An 18,283-nucleotide genomic window follows, 5' to 3' on the forward strand; every position below is an offset into this window, starting at 1 on the left:
TGTCTGTTTCATGGAATAATCTTTTCTGCTTTCAGTTGCCTGAACGTTTCCAGGAACACCCCCAGGCTGTCTCCGTTCATCTCGTGAAAACCGGCTCGGCGAGCTTTGTTTACATCCTGGAAGGCATCCGACTCAACATTAAAAATAAAATCGCCGAAACCCCACTGTACCAACCGATCAAGCTCATACGGCTTCAAACCGTACTTTACCGTCATTTGTGCCCACAATTGCTTTTTACCCGGCATGTATTCCTGCAGCGAGAACCGCTGTGGTTCGGCTACCTCAACACCAAAGTACTCACCAAACCGGGGCCACAACTGGCTCCAACGGAAAACATCACCATTGGTCACATTGAAAATTTCATCAACGGCCTGCCCCGCATTCGCTGCCCAATCCATAGCCTTTGCCAAAACTTTCACTCCGGTAACATTCACCAAAGCCTGGTAGGCCTGTTGTGATCCCGGGAAACGCATCGGGATTCCTTCTTCTTTACACAAATTGGCATAAACCGCAATCAGGTTTGCCAGGTTCATCGGGTTGCCAATCGTAACTCCGATCACTATATCAGGCCGAATACTGGTCCAGCTCCACTTTCGGCCTCTGCTTTCCTCCCGCAAGAAATCTTCCTGGTCGTAGTAAAAGTTTGGCGTAATCGTTCGCGGATCCGACTCGTAAGCCGGCGTTTTATAGTATCCAAGGTGAGCACCGTAAGCTTTTCCGCCTTGTATAAACAACACCCGTTGCAGGTTGGTTGCTTTTTTCTGGATAGCTAAAACCAGGTTTTTCATCAAGCGCCCGTTGGCTTCCGACTGCTCATAGGGATCCTGCCGTTCTGTATAAGCAGCAAAGAAAACGTGGGTAATCCCGTTGAGCGTGTCCCCCATTTGCTCTTCGACGTTTGCGGCACTTAAAGCGAGTGGAATAAAATGCGCCGATGTTTCGTAATGTAATCCGGAACGGGACGTTACAAACACTTCCCACTCATTTGTTTCACACAGGTACTGTGTCAGGTTTTTCCCGACAATTCCGTTTCCACCAACAACTAATGCACTCTTTCTGGTCATTCTGCACCTCCTTTAAAGTTGATATCAATCTTACGCCCGCATAAATCCCGGCGTTACTTCAGGCCTCCTTTCCGCGAAACCAATCCAACGAAAAACGATCGTACTGAATAAGGTAAAGCAGCGCTGTCAGATAACCGGCATGCAACAGCTCCGAAGTAATCGCTTCCCAATTTTCAATGGTCGTGTTTCCGAAGACAAACAAGGCCATCAAAGCCAGAGCAAGATAAATGGTTTGCCGGGTGTAAAAACCCACAAGCAACAATACCCCGGTTACCACTTCAACAAAGGGAACCAGGTAACTAAAACTGCGAATCATCACCTCTGGCAAATACGAATTGGCCATAAAATTGACCATCCAGTCGCTAAATATCTGCAACTTGGGTATCCGAACCAAGCCATGCCCCAACAGGGAAAGTGCCATTGGAAGCTTCACAAAGAAATAACTGTACTTTGCATTCATCGTGTTTAAATTTTAACGGAGCGTATCCGGGTAAAGCAGAAGTATGTTCAGTTATTACCGGCAAGTCTGTCTGTGAAGTCTCCTACAAATTTCCCTTATATTATCCATCTTTCGTTGTACAATCCGAGGTTTCATTTGTATTTTTACGGGATGGAGATTCGCAATTTACATCAACCTTTCGAGGTTGAATTTCTGACTATTGGCAAGCAATTCGAAATACCGAAGTATCGCAACACTTTTTTCGAGATGGTCTTCATTCTTGAAGGGACGGGAACTCATACGGTAAACGACCACAAACTACCTTACGCCAAAAATAAACTCTACCTTCTTTTTCCGCAGGATACTTATAGTTTTGAAGTGGAAGAGCAGACCCATTTTTGCATAATTCGCTTCAACCTCACTTATCTCCGAACACAATCGCGGGACTGGCTGCAACGCCTGGAATTTATATATCACCAGCACAATCACATGCCAAGCTGCATCCTGAAAACCATCACCGACAAGCCTCTGGTTCGTGCGCTGGTTGAAGCACTTGAGCGGGAATACACAAGCCCTAATCCTCAGCAACAACTCGTGATACGCCAGTTGATCGATACAATTTTGACCGTGGCCAGCCGAAACCTCCTCCTAGCTACTTCGGGAGTCGACGCCACTATTAAAACAGACAATGCAATGCTCCTGCTGAATTACGTACAACAAAATATTTACGATCCCGAGCGATTGAAAGTCGACCAGATTGCCATGGAGTTCAATCTGTCGCCCAAATATGTAAGCGAGTATTTCAAGAACCATACCGGGCAAAGCCTGCAGGAATACATCAACACCTATCGCTACAAAATCATCGAAACGCGCCTTCGTTATACCGACATGCGCATCAACGAGATTGTGCTGGAACTGGGACTAAGCGATGCCAGCCACCTGAACCGTTTGTTTAAAAAGCATTCAGGAGTCAGCCCCAGCGATTACAAACGGTCGTTGGCAGTCGAAGCCTGAGATTTCTGCCGCTTGCTCTTACAAGCTCGTCACCCTGATATTCGAAAACAGACATTAGTAAAAAGTTAAGAAAGGGCCGTAATTCGACTTGGCTCAACCTTATTCCATACTTGTTGTTTTAGATCATTACTTTTGGTTTCGCAATTAACAAGCTTCGAAATAATGGACTTCAAGAATGTTTCGCTTTACAAGCCCAAAATGGAATACCGCCGTTTTGGAAAAACCGAGAAAAATGTCAGTGTAATTACCTTGGGTGGCATGCGCTTCAAGCATGGCTGGACTGAACCCCGCCACGAGATCCCCCAGGATACACTGGAAGAATGCCGCGATACGGTTGAAAAAGCTCTGTACCAAGGGATCAACCTGATTGAAACAGCTTACGGCTACGGAAAAAGCGAAACCGTTTACGGCATTGTACTGAACGATGTATTGAAAGTTCCGCGCGACTCTTACTACCTGATGACAAAAGGGGCCTCGACAACTGCTGCCGACATGCGCAAGCTCGTTATGGAACAACTGGCAACGCTGAAGACCGACTATTTTGATTTCTATGCCTGGCATGGCATGAACACGATGGGGTTGTTTGAAACAGCCTGCGCGCCCGGAGGCCCGGTTGAAGAGTTGCTGAAAATGAAAGAAGAAGGCCTGATCAAACATGTCGGATTCAGCACGCACGCACCTCTCGATGTTATTCTGAAAGCGATCCATACGGACTTGTTTGAATTCGTCAACCTGCACTATTACTACTTCTTCCAGCGAAACAAAGCTGCCATCGACCTGGCTGCCAGCAAAGACATGGGTGTCTTCATCATTTCGCCCAACGACAAAGGCGGCAAGCTGAGCACTCCTCCTCAAAAGTTGATTGACCTCACGGCTCCGCTTCACCCGGTGCAGTGGAATGCCCGTTTTTGTCTGAGCCACGAAACCATTCACACACTGACTTTTGGTTTGCCCGCCACCTGCAGCTTCGATTTACTGGACGGCATTTTCCCGGCCCCTGCGCCTTTTAGCCCGGATGATGAAAAGATCAAAGAACGCATGGATGCCCAGCGCGAGCTCGATCCGTACGGCCATTACGAAGGCTACGAAATGCTGGACGATCCTTCCGGATTGAATATTCCCGAGATCCTGCGTTTCAGGATGATGCTGAAGTGTTACGACATGCGCGAGTTTGGTTTGTACCGCTATAACATGTTCCAGGAAAAAGACCACTGGTTCCCCGGCAATTTCCCGACTGCTGAAAATATGCAAAAGATCGACACCAAGCGTTGCCCTGCCGACGTCCCAATTGTAGAACTGATTGAAGAAACACATCGGGAACTTTATAAACCGAAAGAGAAAAAATAGCTAAAACGAAATTCCGGAATCGTGACACCGGACTCAATTTTTCATTCGCAAAAACATCGCGATCTGTCTTCTGACTTTCAAATATTTAGTCAATTTCAGACCGAAATCGAAAGGTATTTTTGTGCTTTTTCCATCTCCTTAGTCTATAAATCTGACGTTCAAAGGGATAATACACCGGTAGCGAGACATTCAAAAAGGGAATATTTTGCACAAAAGACAACTAAAATTCGAACTAAATTGATCATAATTTCACTAACAATTCTTACCCGAAAATCCTCCGAACTCCACCACCCATAGTCTCTTCGCACCTTTAAATACATCTCAAATAATTCTATATCAACTACATAGGTTAAAAAACATATTCTAATATTATTTTTCTCCGGTTAAAATTCATTAGCTTAATCATACTGATTTAACTTAACCCTAAACTGAAAAATAATGGTTAGACATTTACGTGGATTCTTTCCAGCGGGAAAGAAGTACCCTCCGCAAAGCGGATACCTATGGGGTATTTTTCTAAGCTTATTTTTGGTACAGCTTAACACAGCGGCTTTAGCCCAAAACACCGACCCGATTGCAATTTGCAAGCCTATAACCGTTTACCTGAATTCAAACGGAACTGTCACAATCATGGCCGAAGATATCGATGATGGCTCGTATGATGCTGAAAGTGGCGTACAACTGTTTGTTGATATTGAAGAATTTGATTGCAGCGATATCGGCGATAACACCGTTCGGCTAATCGTTTTGGACGATTACGATGGAGTTGATATTTGCTTTACCACCGTTACGGTTGTTGACGACCTGCCACCAACACCGGACATCCCCGTTTTGCCGGACATCCTTGCGGAATGCTCTGTTTCAGCGTCTGACGTTATGACACCCACTGCCACCGACAATTGCTCATCAACAATTGATGGCGTAGCTGACCTTAGTTTTCCGATTACAACACAGGGAACCACAGTAATCACCTGGACCTACACCGACGCCGGCGGAAATTCCGTCACACAAACCCAGAATGTCATTATTGATGACACAACAGCGCCTGTTCCGGATGCCGGGACACTGGCCGATATTACCGCCCAGTGCCAGGTTGAAGCGGGCGATGTTACTGCGCCAACAGCAACCGATAATTGCATGGGCGTGATCACCGGAACAACTGATGCGGTTTTCCCAATCTCCACGCAAGGCACAACAGTTATCACCTGGTCGCATAACGATGGAAATGGCAATACCTCAACACAGACCCAAAACATTGTCATCAGCGACACAACAGCTCCAACGGCGGATGTAGCCAACTTAGCCGACATCACCGCCCAGTGCGAAGTGACAGAAACCGATGTAACAGCACCAACAGCAACCGACAATTGTGGCGGAACGATTACCGTAACGCACGACGCCAGCTTCCCGATCACGACACAGGGCACAACTGTGATTAGCTGGACCTACACTGACCAGTACGGAAACAGTTCAACACAGACGCAAAATGTGGTCGTCGACGATACTACTGCTCCAACTCCGGATGCGCTAAGCTTAGACGACATTACGGCCCAATGCCAGGTAACCGAAGCCGAAGTTACCGCTCCAACTGCCACAGACAACTGCGGTGGAATGGTTACTGTAACCAACGATGCGACCTTCCCGATCACGGCACAGGGAACAACGGTAATTACCTGGACTTACACCGACGTGAATGGCAACACTGCAACACAACTGCAGAATGTCGTCATCGACGATACCACCGCGCCAATAGCTGACGCTGAAAGTTTGCCGGATGTAACAGCTCAATGCTCCGTTTCGGAAGCCGACCTGACCGTTCCAACCGCCACCGACAATTGCGGAGGAACAGTAACGGTGACTAACGACGGAACTTTCCCGATCACCATGCAGGGAACAACCGAACTTACCTGGACCTTCGAAGATGAAAACGGTAATACCGCCACACAAACGCAAAACATCATCATCGAAGATACGACTGCGCCAACACCCGATACGGAAACGCTGAGCGACATTACAGCACAATGTGTAGTAATGGAAGCAGATGTGGCCATGCCAACCACCACCGACAATTGCGGCGGAATGGTGACGGTAACCAGCGATGCGGTTTTCCCAATCTCTATGCAAGGCACAACGGTCATCACCTGGACTTACGAAGACGTAAACGGAAATACATCAACACAGACGCAGAACGTAGTGATCACCGATACCACAGCACCAATGGCTGACAATCCAAGCCTATTGGACATTACCGCTGAGTGTGAAGTGACCGAAAGCGATGTAACAGCACCTACTGCAACCGACAACTGCGGAGGAACGGTTACGGTAACGCACGACGCGACCTTCCCGATCAGCACACAAGGAACAACCGTGATTAGCTGGACCTACACCGATGCTGCCGGAAACAGTTCAACCCAAATGCAAAATGTGGTGATTACCGACACAACGGCACCGGTAGCCGACATTTCGACACTTGAAGATGTAACCGCACAATGCCAGGTTGCCGAAACAGACCTAACGGCACCAATGGCAACTGATAATTGTTCGGGAGCCATCACCGCTACCACCGATGCAACCTTCCCGATTACCACACAGGGAACAACGGTAATTAACTGGACCTACACGGATGCCGTTGGAAACAGTTCCACCCAGACGCAGAATATTGTCATCACCGATACAAGTTCGCCAACACCGGATGCTGAAATAATGCCCGATGTTACCGCCCAGTGCGAAGTCGCCGAAACGGATCTTACTGCGCCGACAGCAACCGACAATTGCGGAGGAACCGTAACGGTGACCAACGACGGAACTTTCCCAATCACCATGCAGGGAACAACCCTGATCACCTGGACCTTCGAAGATGAAAACGGCAATACTGCCACACAAACGCAAAACATCGTCATCGAAGACACCACTGCCCCACTGCCCGACGCGGAAACCCTCGCCGACATAACTGCACAGTGCTTCGTTCTTGCCAGCGATATCACGGCACCGACAGCTACCGACAACTGCGGCGGAGTCGTTAGTGTGACGAACGACGGTACTTTCCCGGTTACCACGCAAGGCACAACGGTCATCACCTGGACCTACGAAGACCAATATGGCAATACTTCAACGCAGGAACAAAACATTATTATTGAGGATATCCTGGCTCCTGTTGCCGATGCGAGCACTCTGCCGGATCTTACAGCGGAATGTGCAATCACCGAAGCCGATGTGCTGACACCTACGGCCTCCGACAACTGCTCGGGAATGGTAACCGTAACAAACGATGCCACGTTCCCGATCACTGCACAGGGAACCAGCGTCATTACGTGGACTTTTACCGATGAAGCAGGGAATAGTTCAACACAAACACAAAATGTTGTCCTGACCGATGTTACCGACCCGGTTCCGGATGCGAGCAGCCTGCCGGAAATCAACGGTATTTGCGAAGTAACAGCTAATGATGTAACGCCGCCAACAGCCTCAGACGACTGTTTGGGAACAGTTACTGTTACGCCTGATGTTACCTTCCCGCTGACAACAGCAGGCACCACCGTTGTTACCTGGACTTTCACCGATGCCGGTGGAAACACCGCGACACAAACTCAAAATATCGTCATTGAAGCGTCGCCGGTGGCCGATGTCAGCTTTACCGACGGCAGTTTCAGCTACGATGGTATGCCGCACAGCCTTGCGGTAAGCACATTGCCCGCAGGCGCATCCGTGACCTACGAAAACAACGACCAAACGAATGCCGGTACCTACACCGTAACGGCAACGATTGATCCGGGAGTGGCAAGCTGCCCGCAAGTGCAATTGACCGCCACCCTCACCATCGACAAAGCAGCTCAAACCATCAGCTTCGACCCTATTCCGGTGAAAAACCTGGAAAACGATGCCGACTTCAGCTTAACCGCAACAGCCAGCTCCGGCCTGCCGGTGAGCTACAGCTATACCTACACCTCAGACACTACCCCTGCAACCGTAAGTCCGGAAGGCGATGTTGTTCTGTTGACTTCAGGAGTCGTTGAAATTACCGCATCACAGGAAGGCAACGACAATTACCTGCCTGCCGATCCGGTATCGCAGACGCTGACCATTGAAAGTTCGGATGCCACCATTCACTCCATCACCATCAACGACGTAACGATTCAGAATCCGGGTAACAAGGTTTCTTACTACATCGACTGCGGCGATAATATGGACGAAATAGCTGTTTCGTACACCAAGGAGACGAATGCCAGCTCGAATATGCCCGAAAGTTTTACCATGGGTATTAGCGGAACGGGAACCTTTACCCAGGTCATTAACCTGACCTCGCAGGACGGCTGTCAAACGGCCAGTTACACGGTCGAAATCGTGAAACCGTTCAACTACCTGGCTGCAGAAGGTTTGGTGATCCAGAAATTCAACAATGTACTGCTGGTGAACAACAACCCCGCCACGAACGGCGGCTACAACTTTGTCAGCTTTAAGTGGTACATGAATGGTAACGTAATCGGAACCGGGCAATATTATTCAGCCGGAGACAATGCAAGCAATACCCTGAACCCAAATGCCACCTACTGGGTGGAACTAACCGACGCCAGTGGCAACCGTTACCGCTCGTGCGACTTCGACGTTTCGCTGACAGCCACTGCTTATACCATTCAGGTTTCGCCCAACCCTGCCGCGGCTGGGACAACGGTTGACGTGAGTACCACCTACACACCGGAGATGCTGTCGAATGCCAAACTGAGTCTGAGCACCTTGTATGGCACACCGGTTTGGCAGGACGTGACCGTAACCAACGACAGCCGGATTATTCTTCCGTCGTCGCTAAGCCCGGGAACCTACATCCTGACCTCCAAAGCGGGTGATGTGATTCTGAGCACCAAAATTATTGTGAAGTAAGAAGACGTTCAGATCAAAAAAATTGTCTCATGCAAAAACGAAAAAAGATGAATAAATACAGAATAAGCTGTTTCAAGCATATCGGACTCCTGGCGATGGCATTGCTGGCAGGCCTGGGACTGTTTGCCCAGGAAGTGCAGGTGCCCGAGTCCGAAATCTCCGTTTACCTGAAAGCTCCCATCTCGCACATGAGCTTCGACGTCGGTAATTACGGCGAACAAAACAACGGCTTTGGCGCCGGTATCGGCGCTCAATATGCGCACTACTTCAATTTTAACTGGAGCGTATCAGCCGGTCTCGAGTTTCAAACTTATCGCTCCGAAGCAATGTTCAACGCTTTTAGCGACAGTTACAGTACGACCGATATGGAAGGCGATAATTTCGAATACCGCTATTCGGTTGACTCCTACCACGAACGCGAATACCTGTCGTTATTGAATATCCCCATCAAAGTACAATACGAACGGGGAATTAACGAGACGCTGACATTTTTTGGTTCAGGTGGTTTCGCGATTGGTTTTCCGGTCAGTGCGAAGTACAAAAGCCAGGTTTACAATTTAAAAACTGCCGGCTATTACCCCCAATGGGATGCCCTGCTGACCAGCCCCAAATTCATGGGCTTCGGTAGCTGGGGAAACCGCAACACGGGAAAGATCGACATGGATACGAAAACCAGTTTCACCTTTTTGCTCGAAGCCGGGCTCAAATACAAACTGACAGCCGGAACAAATTTCTACATGGGCCTGTTTGCCGACATTCCGCTAAATAAGCTGAACAAGACGGATGGCGGACCGGATCCATTGGTCGAGTACAACACCAGCCAGCCAACCACACTGATTTTTAACCCGGCGATTAATTCAGCTCCCGGGGCCGAAGGCACACCCTTTGCCGACAAGCTGAAAGTGGTCGCCTGGGGCGTGAAACTCCGCTATGCGTTCGATTTTTAGGAACCTTTGCTAAATTTTCTATACCACAAAACGGGCAGGTACTCAGAGGAGGCTTGCCCGTTTGCCTTCCTATTCAATTAAAAAACTGACAATAACGGAGATGAATATCAGTCTTCTACCAGGACAGATTGAGACCACGACCTATCGGCTGCCTACTCTTTTGTAACCGCCATGACTGTTTTCAGGACAAGGCGTTCGCTAAAACCGGCAGCAAACGAAATCACATAGAGTAAAAAGAGATTATCCGGCTTGTTATCAAAGCCGTCCAGTTGCAAAACCAAACCTGCCTGAATAAACACATAAAGAATCAAGGCGGAAGCGCCTCCGATAAAGACTCGGATCAACGAAAGCCGCGATGCATAAACCTGTTCCGGAATGCGGCTGGAACCGCGCTCCGGAGGTATTTTCAGAAGCGTACTGAATGCACCTCCAAATATCCCGAAACCAACAACGCCGAAAATCGGCGGAAGAAACGACAGTGGCGACGAACACCAATGCGCATAATACAGGTAAGCAAAAACGAGAAAAGCACTAACCACGAGGCACACTAAAATTGTCGACAGATAACGTTGAAAAAGCTGATCTTTATACGCATTATTATTGAAGTGCTCATCACGAATCTGTGCCGCCTGATACACCGATTCATTACTTAAGCCCGGAGGAATCAGCTCGCCTTTCTTTCCCAACAATTCTTCGATTGCAGCCTGACGCCAACCTCCAATCTTTTCAGCCTCACTTCGAATCACCTTGGCCTCGGCCAGTAACGGCTCCGAATCAAGTGTCAAAATCTCCTGCCTTTGCGATTCGTGAAAACATTTCCAGGCAATGTCCAGCTCATTCCCGTTTAAGTAAAATTCAGCCGTTTTCAAAAGCTCTATCCCTTTATACAGATGTTGCAACTTCGGCTTTAAACAGCTTTCCAACTTCGACTCCATCCGTTTCCGTGAGGTCGTTATCGAACCTTGCAAACGAGACTTCCGAATCTTGTTTCCACCCCGAAAATGCTTCATCCTACTACGCCAAGTCTGCCTTGAATCTCCTTTTGCCAAACGTACTTCCTGCGATTCGCCGACGGGAGCCCGCAAAGAAGTACCAGAGCGAACAATCAGCTTCTTCTGCTCATCGTATGTCAACAATTTCGAAGCTGCTTCAACAGGTAGCCATAACAACTGATCCGCTTCTTTATCCCTCGTCCGGACATTTTCTTCAACTAATTGCATGTGCCAGAAAAACACCAGCTTTTCCTTTTCGCCGATCTTATATTGCAGAAAATCGGCAAACGAAACAAGCTTCGCGGTACAAGCTGTTTCCTCACTCACTTCACGCAAGGCTGTTTCCTCAAGCTTCTCTCCGGGTTCTTGTTTTCCTTTCGGCAACAACCACTCGCCACCATACCGGGTTCTGTGGATAACCGCAAGCTCGGACAAAAAAGGCTCACCGCGCCACAAAATACCGCCACCCGCCAAGACGGAGTTATTCGTTGAGTGCTCTATCAACATCGCAATAAAATTTAAAATTTCGTTAGTCTGAAATATTGGAATTGAACGTAATGAGAATTCTTCAAGTTACGTGATTTCCGGCAAACTCGTCAATTTTACGTCGACCAAACGGAGGATTCGGGCAGACAATTCATTCGCTTTTCCTTACCTTTGGGCTTTCTAACAAACAAATGCATGGATTTTATTTTTGAATTGCCTTTCAAAGTTCGTGACTACGAATGCGATTTACAGGGTATTGTAAACAACTCGGTTTATCAAAACTACCTGGAACATACCCGTCACGAATTTCTGGAAAATGTTGGCTTAAACTTCGCTCAATTACACGATGAAGGAATTGATGCCGTAGTGATTCGGGTGGAAATTGACTACAAATTCCCGTTGAAAAGCGGCGACCAATTTGTCTGCAAACTTCGGGTTGACCGCGAGGGGAAGCTAAAATATATTTTCTACCAGGATATTTACCGGCAGTCGGACGACAAACTCATCATTAAAGGGAAAGTGGTGTCAACAACAATCAATGCGCAAAGTGGCCGACCCGTTTTTTGCGAACAATTAGCCGAGATTTTCGACCGCTATATCCCTTAAATCCGGATCATTTCTGAAAAAATTGGAGGACGGTCTCATTGAACAGATCGGGGTGTTGCTGACAAACGCCGTGATGTGAATCGGGGAAAATACATAAACTCGCTTTCGGGATCGACTCAAAAATCTTCACCGTGTGTGCTGTTTTAATCAGGTCGTGGTCTCCGGCCATTACTAGAACGGGGCACTGTATTTTCTTCAGCTCCCGGAATGGAATCTGCGGTTGCTCTACCATCATTCGATTCAACGTAACATCCCTTGGAGATGAAGATGGATTGTCGACAACCGCCTGCATCTCCCGAAGAACAGCTACCGGCAACGCGGTAGAATCAGGCACAACATTCGCACCCGAAACGGCCAGTCTCTTGACTTTGTCCGGATAATTCATCGCCAGCAGAATTCCGTTGATTCCGCCATCACTCCACCCCAGTACGAAAGCCGAGTCAACTCCGAGGTAATCCAACAAGCCATTAAAATCATCAGCCATTTGCCGGTAAGAAAGCGAATCTGCAGAACCGCCTGACCTGCCCTGCAAACGACTATCAACAGCAATTACGTGATAATGCTTCTCAAAAAAAGGAATTTGAAACCGGAAAGCATCAATTGATCCACCGTTTCCGTGAAGCAGAAGCAAGGGCTCACCACTACCATATTCTTCGTAATACAGCTTTATTCCATTCACCTCCGCATAATTTCCTGCTTGCGGATTGTTTCCGTAATCGACCTGCTGCCCGAGGGCATGTTGACCACCGACGAAAGCTAAAACAAGCAATCCGAATCGAATAGCATGAACCAATTTTCTCCAAGTTTCCTGCATGATTTCCTGATTTTATGGGGACAAGCTAAATTAAATCAATTCTGAAAAGTCACTGATAAAATAGCTGCCTTTTTATGCATAGAATTGAATATTAATTCGCGTTGCCGTAATTTTACGACATCAAACATAAAATTCAGAAAACATCCAACGCAATAACCAGTCACATAATTGATTTCGCGTGAAAAAAATCGATATATTTTAGTTAAAATTGAATCTATGAAAAAACTTAGCCGAATTTTAATGATTCTCACGCTTGCCTTCCTGGCAGCGTGCGAAGGAGAACAGGGACCTGCCGGTGTTCCTGGGGAAGACGGATACAATATTCTCGGAACAGTGTTCGAAATTGAAGGAACGTTCAGCAATTCAAACGATTACATCCTATATGACGAATTTCCAAGCAGTTTTGAAGTTTATAACGGAGATGTGGTCATGGTGTACATCCTTTGGGAAGTGACCGACGGATTGGATGTTTGGCGTGCCCTACCCCAAACCATCTTTTTCAACGAAGGTCCTCTGATGTACAACTTTGACTATACGCTGGTAGATTTCCAAATCTTTCTGGACGGAGCAATTGACTTCTCAAGTTTGGATGCAGCCTGGACAGACAACCAGATCTTCCGGATTGCAGTAATTCCGGCCGATTTGTGGGCACAAAACAAATCGCTGGATCTCACGGACTATAATGCGGTTATGAAAGCACTAAATCGTCCGACCGAATCGAAAGACATGACTCAGATCGAAAAATTATAAAACGTATTGACGAAAACCGTTGCTTTGAGCAAGTTCGAAAAAGACACCTTTCTCCAGAGGTGTCTTTTTTTTGTCCTTTTCGAAGCGCTCGCCTTCAACAAAACAAATCCACTCAATCCGCCAACTATTCTGAAATTCCACCGTAGCATTCAGATATAAACATCTTTTATTATTGAAATACGTTCCCCGATATGACTCAGTTCGACATCACTCGAACACCCCTTTTATATTTTCTTTTCCTAATCATGTTCCCTTTTTTCAGCCAGGCGCAGATACAAGGATCCGTTCGTGACTCGACCGATCTTCCGGTTGCTTTTGCCAATATCCTGTTGCTGAATGCAGCCGACTCGACGGTTGCAACCGGCGTCATGGCTACCGACGAAGGCACCTACAACATTACCGATTTTAAACCGGGCAAGTATCTTATTGGTGCCAGCCTGATCGGCTATGATCCGGTCTATTCCAAGCCATTTACGATCAAAAGCAGCAACGAACACTTTCACCAAAATCCGCTCTACATGCGTTCAAACGCCAAGCAGATCGAAGACGTAAATGTGGTTGCGAAAAAACCAATCTACGAACTGCAAATCGACCGAATGGTGGTTAATGTTGAAAACAGTATTACATCGAGCGGAAATACAGCTCTCGAAGTACTCGAGAAATCCCCCGGTGTGATCGTCGACCGGCAAAACAACAGCATCTCGCTGGCCGGTAAAAGCGGGGTCATGATCATCCTGAACGGCAAACAAACCCGTATGCCAATCGAGGCAGCCATGCAAATGCTGGATGGGATGAACGCGGAGAATGTAAAAAAGATTGAATTGATTACCACACCGCCCGCAAAATATGAAGCCGAAGGTAATGCCGGAATTATCAACATCGTGCTGAAGAAACACGAAGATTTTGGCACCAATGGTTCTTTCTCGCTGGGCGCCGGAGTGGCCAAACGCGAGAAGATGAACGCCAGCCTCAACCTGAATCATCACGTGGAAAAAGTGAATTTCTTTGGCACCTACAATGTCAATTACAACAACCTATTTCACCAAATCGACTCGTATCGAAGGTACCTGAAAGATGATCAGGTCAATGAATCGGAAGCAAGCAGCTACCGGGATGCTATTGTGCTGTTTCAGAATATCCGAATGGGACTTGATTACACCATCAGTAGTAAGACGACCTTCAGTGTACTGACAAACGGCTACATCAGCAGTTGGGATATGGACGCAAGAAATGACATCCGGTACATGACCAACGGAACAACAACCGAGACCTCGGTAATGGCCAACTCCGAAATCAACAAATGGTACCACGGCATGGGCAACCTGAACCTGCTACACCATTTCGAGGAAGCGGAAACCCTTGAATTCAACTTCGACTACCTGAACTACTACAACGACGATCCCTCCGATTACGACTCGGAAGTTACCGACAACACGGGCGCAATGACTTCTGAAATTATCGAGATTGAAAAGACCACGCCAATTGATATCCTCGTGGGCTCGGTAGACTACTCAAACCAGGTAAACTCGGATTTTAAACTGGAAGCCGGCGCAAAGATCACGTTCACCAAGTTTAAAAATGACGTTGCTGTTCGCTACCTCGAAAACGGCGGTTGGTACTACGATCCGGAACTGACCAATAATTACAGCATGGACGAAAACATCATGGCACTGTATGCTTCCGCAAACTACAAATTTGCGAAGAACACCAGCATTGTCGCGGGGCTCCGTTACGAATACATGAACTCGGTTCTGGATTCGGAGACCGAAAAGGGAATCGTTGATTTACATTACGGTGAATTCTTCCCCACCCTTTTCCTGTCGCAAAAATTCGATGACAACAATACGCTGCAAGCCTCGTACAGCCGCCGGATCAACCGACCAACCTTCAACCAGCTTGCTCCATTCCTGATCCTGATCACACCCGAAAGTTTTGTGTCCGGAAATGTAAATCTACTACCCGCGTTCAGCAATATTTACAAGATCGAGTACCAGTTTAAATCGGCCATGCTCTCGGTAGCTTATACCGATACAAAAGATGCAATTTCGCGTTTTGCCCCAACCAATAGTGCCGACGGCGACAAACAATATTTCTTTTCCCGGAATATTGATAAAAGCGAAACCTACGCAGCCACGCTGGCCATCCCGATTACCGCTACCCCTTGGTGGAAAATGCAGAATAACCTGATCTGGACCAAGCAGAAAGTTGATACGGAATACGATGGAACGGTGTACAAAATTGACCAGGATAATTACCGGATTACAAGTAATCAAAGCTTCACCCTCACCAAGTATTTCTCGGCCGAAATTTCCTGTTTCTACAACTCGAAATCCATTTGGGGCATCTACGAAAGTAAAGCGTTCGGGCGCGTGGATGCCGGCGTGCAATGGAAGTTGAAAAATGAAAACAGCCGCTTTAACCTCAACGTCAGCGATATTTTCAAAACAAATATTTACCGAAGTGTCGCCAACTTACCGGAGTTGAATATTTATAACCGTTGGCGCCTGGATTTTGAGCCCCGTGTGATCCGCCTCACTTTCACCCAAAACTTTGGGAATGGGGCAGTCAAAACAAGGCATCGAACAACTGGTTCGGAAGAAGAACAAAATCGCGTTAGTCCTCAGTAATTTAAATCATTCCTTATTAAGGCATAAAAAAAAGGATGGCCTCTACCATCCTTTTCTCACTTAACCAAACCTATCTCTATGAAAAAAACTACTTATTACTTTGCTTATTGTACGCTACAAAGATACGCCCTGCTTCAGTTAACGCCTGCCAAGGAACGTTAAAGAACTTTAGAAATGAACGAAGGCATGGGAAAGCTATCAATTTTAAGAAACCGTTGAAGATGCTGTTGTCAGGTTGTCATTAGTTATTCGGGTGCCTTCCGGCGCTGACTCGAGGCTATTTTCCACTCTGCGCCTTCGCGTCCGCGTGTGCATTAACCAACGACTTGCTCGTTTCAGCAAACAAAAAAAGGATGACCGCTGCCATCCTTTTCTCACTTAACCAAACCTATCTCTATGAAAAAAAATTACTTATTACTTTGCTTATTGTACACTACAAAGATACGCCGCGCTTCCGTTAACGGCTTTCAACGAACGTTAAAGAAGCTTAGAAATGAATGACATAAAATCCCGAGTGCGAAATACTCGATACAACTGAAGTCACAAAAAAAGGATGGCCTACACCATCCTTTTTCCCTTCTAATCAAAACTATCTCTATGAAAAAATCTACTTATTACTTTGCTTATTGTACGCTACAAAAATACGCCGCACTTCCGTTAATGCATGAAAAGGAACGTTAAAGAACCTTAGAATCGACTATACTGGAATAGAGTAAGAATAGCGCAACTGGCTGGTCGTTTCAGCAAACAAAAAAAAGGATGACCGCTGCCATCCTTTTCTCACTTAACCAAACCTATCTCTATGAAAAAAACTTACTTATTACTTTGCTTATTGTACTCTACAAAGATACGCCGCGCTTCCGTTAACGCCTGCCAAGGAACGTTAAAGAACCTTAGAAATGACAAGACTTGAAAAAGTAAGAATAGCGCAGTTGGCTGGTTATTTCAACAGACAAAAAAAGGATGACCGTTGCCATCCTTTTCTCACTTAACCAAACCTATCTCTATGAAAAAAACTTACTTATTACTTTGCTTATTGTACGCTACAAAGATACACCGCGCTTCCGTTAACGGCTTTCAACGAATGTTAAAGAAGCTTAGAAATGAATGACATAAAATCCGGAGCACTAAAAACTCGATACAAATGAAGTCACAAAAAAATGGATGGCCTACGCCATCCATTTTCCCTTCTAATCAAAACTATCTCAATGAAAAAATCTACCTATTACTTTGCTTATTTTACTTTACAAAAATACGCCGCACTTCCGTTAATGCCTGAAAAGGAACGTTAAAGACCCTTAGAAATGAACGAAGGCATGGGAAAGCTACCAATTTAAGAAACCGTTGAAGATCCTGTTGTCAGGTTGTCAATAGTTATCTGGTTGTCTTCCTGCGCTGACTCGAAGCTATTTCCCCCTCTGCGCCTTTGCGTCCTTGCGTGCTTCAACCAACTACTTGCTCGTTTCAGCAAACAAAAAAAGGATGACCGCTGCCATCCTTTTCTCACTTAACCAAACCTATCTCTATGAAAAAAACTTACTTATTACTTTGCTTATTGTACTCTACAAAGATACACCCGACTTCCGTTAACGCCTGACAACGGATGTTAAAGAAACTTAGAAGTGATTGGAATGAAAGAAATGTTCCAAAGTCTGCGAAAGCGATAAAAATTCAGAAACCGTTGAAGATCCTGTTGTCATGTTGTCATTAGTTCTCGGCTTGTCTTCCGGCACTAGCCCGAAACTATTCTCCACTCCGCGCCTTTGTGTCTTTGCGTGCACCAACCAACAACTTACTCTTTTCACCACACAAAAAAAAGGATGACCACTGCCATCCTTTTCTCACTTAACCAAACCTATCTCTATGAAAAAAACTTACTTATTACTTTGCTTATTGTACGCTACAAAGATACACCGCGCTTCCGTTAACGCCTGCCAACGGATGTTAAAGAACCTTAGAAGTGAGATTTGGAGCGCGAAAAGTATGAAAAACGAAAAAAGCACCTCAGTATCCTGAAGTGCTTCTATATGGAGCGAGAGACGGGATTCGAACCCGCGACCCCAACCTTGGCAAGGTTGTGCTCTACCAACTGAGCTACTCTCGCAATATGTGTTTTGTTCTAAAAGTACCCGGAGCGGGACTTGAACCCGCACGATCGTAATGATCATTGGATTTTAAGTCCAACGTGTCTACCATTCCACCATCCGGGCATCCTAAGATGGAGCGAGAGACGGGATTCGAACCCGCGACCCCAACCTTGGCAAGGTTGTGCTCTACCAACTGAGCTACTCTCGCATTTTATACTTTCAGTATCCTTTTGAA

11 protein-coding genes and 3 tRNA genes are annotated in these 18,283 nt (G+C 46.6%); 7 read left to right on the forward strand and 7 right to left on the reverse strand.

Features of this window, described 5'->3' with window-relative positions; genetic code table 11:
• Nucleotides 1–8: 8 nt before the first annotated feature.
• Both BC643_RS09650 and BC643_RS09655 read right to left on the reverse strand, forming a co-directional pair.
• Nucleotides 9–1,064: an SDR family oxidoreductase gene (locus tag BC643_RS09650; RefSeq protein WP_120272887.1), complete on the reverse strand. Its 1,056-nt coding sequence runs from the start codon at nt 1,062–1,064 to the stop codon at nt 9–11.
• A 58-nt stretch (nt 1,065–1,122) separates the two neighbouring features.
• Nucleotides 1,123–1,524: a DoxX family protein gene (locus BC643_RS09655; RefSeq protein WP_120272888.1), complete on the reverse strand. Its 402-nt coding sequence runs from the start codon at nt 1,522–1,524 to the stop codon at nt 1,123–1,125.
• A 150-nt stretch (nt 1,525–1,674) separates the two neighbouring features.
• Between BC643_RS09655 and BC643_RS09660 the strand changes: the two genes are divergently transcribed.
• From BC643_RS09660 to BC643_RS09675, 4 genes are all read left to right on the forward strand, one after another.
• Nucleotides 1,675–2,517, forward strand: coding sequence for a helix-turn-helix domain-containing protein (locus BC643_RS09660; protein ID WP_120272889.1), 843 nt, complete (start codon nt 1,675–1,677; stop codon nt 2,515–2,517).
• 162 nt (nt 2,518–2,679) lie between these two features.
• Nucleotides 2,680–3,864 (forward strand): aldo/keto reductase, encoded by a 1,185-nt coding sequence (locus tag BC643_RS09665; RefSeq protein WP_120272890.1) that lies wholly within the window; start codon nt 2,680–2,682, stop codon nt 3,862–3,864.
• A 438-nt stretch (nt 3,865–4,302) separates the two neighbouring features.
• Nucleotides 4,303–8,739 carry a beta strand repeat-containing protein gene (locus tag BC643_RS09670; protein WP_120272891.1) on the forward strand — a complete coding sequence of 1,479 codons (4,437 nt, stop codon included), beginning with the start codon at nt 4,303–4,305 and terminating at the stop codon, nt 8,737–8,739.
• Nucleotides 8,740–8,786: 47 nt separating this feature from the next.
• Entirely contained in the window at nt 8,787–9,686 is a 900-nt protein-coding gene (locus BC643_RS09675) for an outer membrane beta-barrel protein (RefSeq protein WP_170154510.1), read from the forward strand.
• Between the two features lie 152 nt (nt 9,687–9,838).
• Here the strand turns inward: BC643_RS09675 and BC643_RS09680 are convergent, their stop codons facing one another.
• A complete protein-coding gene (locus BC643_RS09680) occupies nt 9,839–11,185 on the reverse strand; it encodes an NUDIX hydrolase (protein ID WP_120272893.1) in 1,347 nt (448 codons plus the stop codon).
• 174 nt (nt 11,186–11,359) lie between these two features.
• On the opposite strand from BC643_RS09680, the gene BC643_RS09685 reads away from it, so the two are divergent.
• Entirely contained in the window at nt 11,360–11,770 is a 411-nt protein-coding gene (locus BC643_RS09685; RefSeq protein ID WP_120272894.1) for an acyl-CoA thioesterase, read from the forward strand.
• A 7-nt stretch (nt 11,771–11,777) separates the two neighbouring features.
• Here BC643_RS09685 and BC643_RS09690 read toward each other — a convergent pair whose 3' ends face one another.
• On the reverse strand, nt 11,778–12,584 hold the full coding sequence (locus BC643_RS09690) for an alpha/beta fold hydrolase (RefSeq protein WP_120272895.1): 807 nt from the start codon (nt 12,582–12,584) through the stop codon (nt 11,778–11,780).
• Nucleotides 12,585–12,800: 216 nt separating this feature from the next.
• Here BC643_RS09690 and BC643_RS09695 point away from each other — a divergent pair, with 216 nt between their 5' ends.
• A complete protein-coding gene (locus tag BC643_RS09695) occupies nt 12,801–13,334 on the forward strand; it encodes an LptM family lipoprotein (protein ID WP_120272896.1) in 534 nt (177 codons plus the stop codon).
• A 245-nt stretch (nt 13,335–13,579) separates the two neighbouring features.
• Nucleotides 13,580–15,961, forward strand: a complete 2,382-nt coding sequence (locus BC643_RS09700; protein ID WP_170154511.1) for an outer membrane beta-barrel family protein — start codon at nt 13,580–13,582, stop codon at nt 15,959–15,961.
• 2,028 nt (nt 15,962–17,989) lie between these two features.
• Here the strand turns inward: BC643_RS09700 and BC643_RS09705 are convergent.
• The 3 genes from BC643_RS09705 to BC643_RS09715 form a co-directional block, all read right to left on the reverse strand.
• A tRNA-Gly gene (locus BC643_RS09705) sits at nt 17,990–18,065 on the reverse strand.
• Nucleotides 18,066–18,087: 22 nt separating this feature from the next.
• Nucleotides 18,088–18,171: transfer RNA gene (locus BC643_RS09710), tRNA-Leu, on the reverse strand.
• Nucleotides 18,172–18,180: 9 nt separating this feature from the next.
• Nucleotides 18,181–18,256: transfer RNA gene (locus tag BC643_RS09715), tRNA-Gly, on the reverse strand.
• Nucleotides 18,257–18,283: the final 27 nt, after the last annotated feature.

This window comes from Mangrovibacterium diazotrophicum (assembly GCF_003610535.1).
In the GTDB taxonomy this organism is placed as follows: domain Bacteria; phylum Bacteroidota; class Bacteroidia; order Bacteroidales; family Prolixibacteraceae; genus Mangrovibacterium; species Mangrovibacterium diazotrophicum.

Bases quoted from the DNA above. Each gene is read 5' to 3' on its own strand.
- BC643_RS09660 (WP_120272889.1), top strand. From the start codon at position 1,675: ATGGAGATTCGCAATTTACATCAACCTTTCGAGGTTGAATTTCTGACT.
- BC643_RS09670 (WP_120272891.1), top strand. From the start codon at position 4,303: ATGGTTAGACATTTACGTGGATTCTTTCCAGCGGGAAAGAAGTACCCT.
- BC643_RS09695 (WP_120272896.1), top strand. From the start codon at position 12,801: ATGAAAAAACTTAGCCGAATTTTAATGATTCTCACGCTTGCCTTCCTG.
- BC643_RS09685 (WP_120272894.1), top strand. From the start codon at position 11,360: ATGGATTTTATTTTTGAATTGCCTTTCAAAGTTCGTGACTACGAATGC.
- BC643_RS09680 (WP_120272893.1), bottom strand. From the start codon at position 11,185: ATGTTGATAGAGCACTCAACGAATAACTCCGTCTTGGCGGGTGGCGGT.
- BC643_RS09675 (WP_170154510.1), top strand. From the start codon at position 8,787: ATGAATAAATACAGAATAAGCTGTTTCAAGCATATCGGACTCCTGGCG.
- BC643_RS09665 (WP_120272890.1), top strand. From the start codon at position 2,680: ATGGACTTCAAGAATGTTTCGCTTTACAAGCCCAAAATGGAATACCGC.
- BC643_RS09650 (WP_120272887.1), bottom strand. From the start codon at position 1,064: ATGACCAGAAAGAGTGCATTAGTTGTTGGTGGAAACGGAATTGTCGGG.
- BC643_RS09690 (WP_120272895.1), bottom strand. From the start codon at position 12,584: ATGCAGGAAACTTGGAGAAAATTGGTTCATGCTATTCGATTCGGATTG.
- BC643_RS09655 (WP_120272888.1), bottom strand. From the start codon at position 1,524: ATGAATGCAAAGTACAGTTATTTCTTTGTGAAGCTTCCAATGGCACTT.
- BC643_RS09700 (WP_170154511.1), top strand. From the start codon at position 13,580: ATGTTCCCTTTTTTCAGCCAGGCGCAGATACAAGGATCCGTTCGTGAC.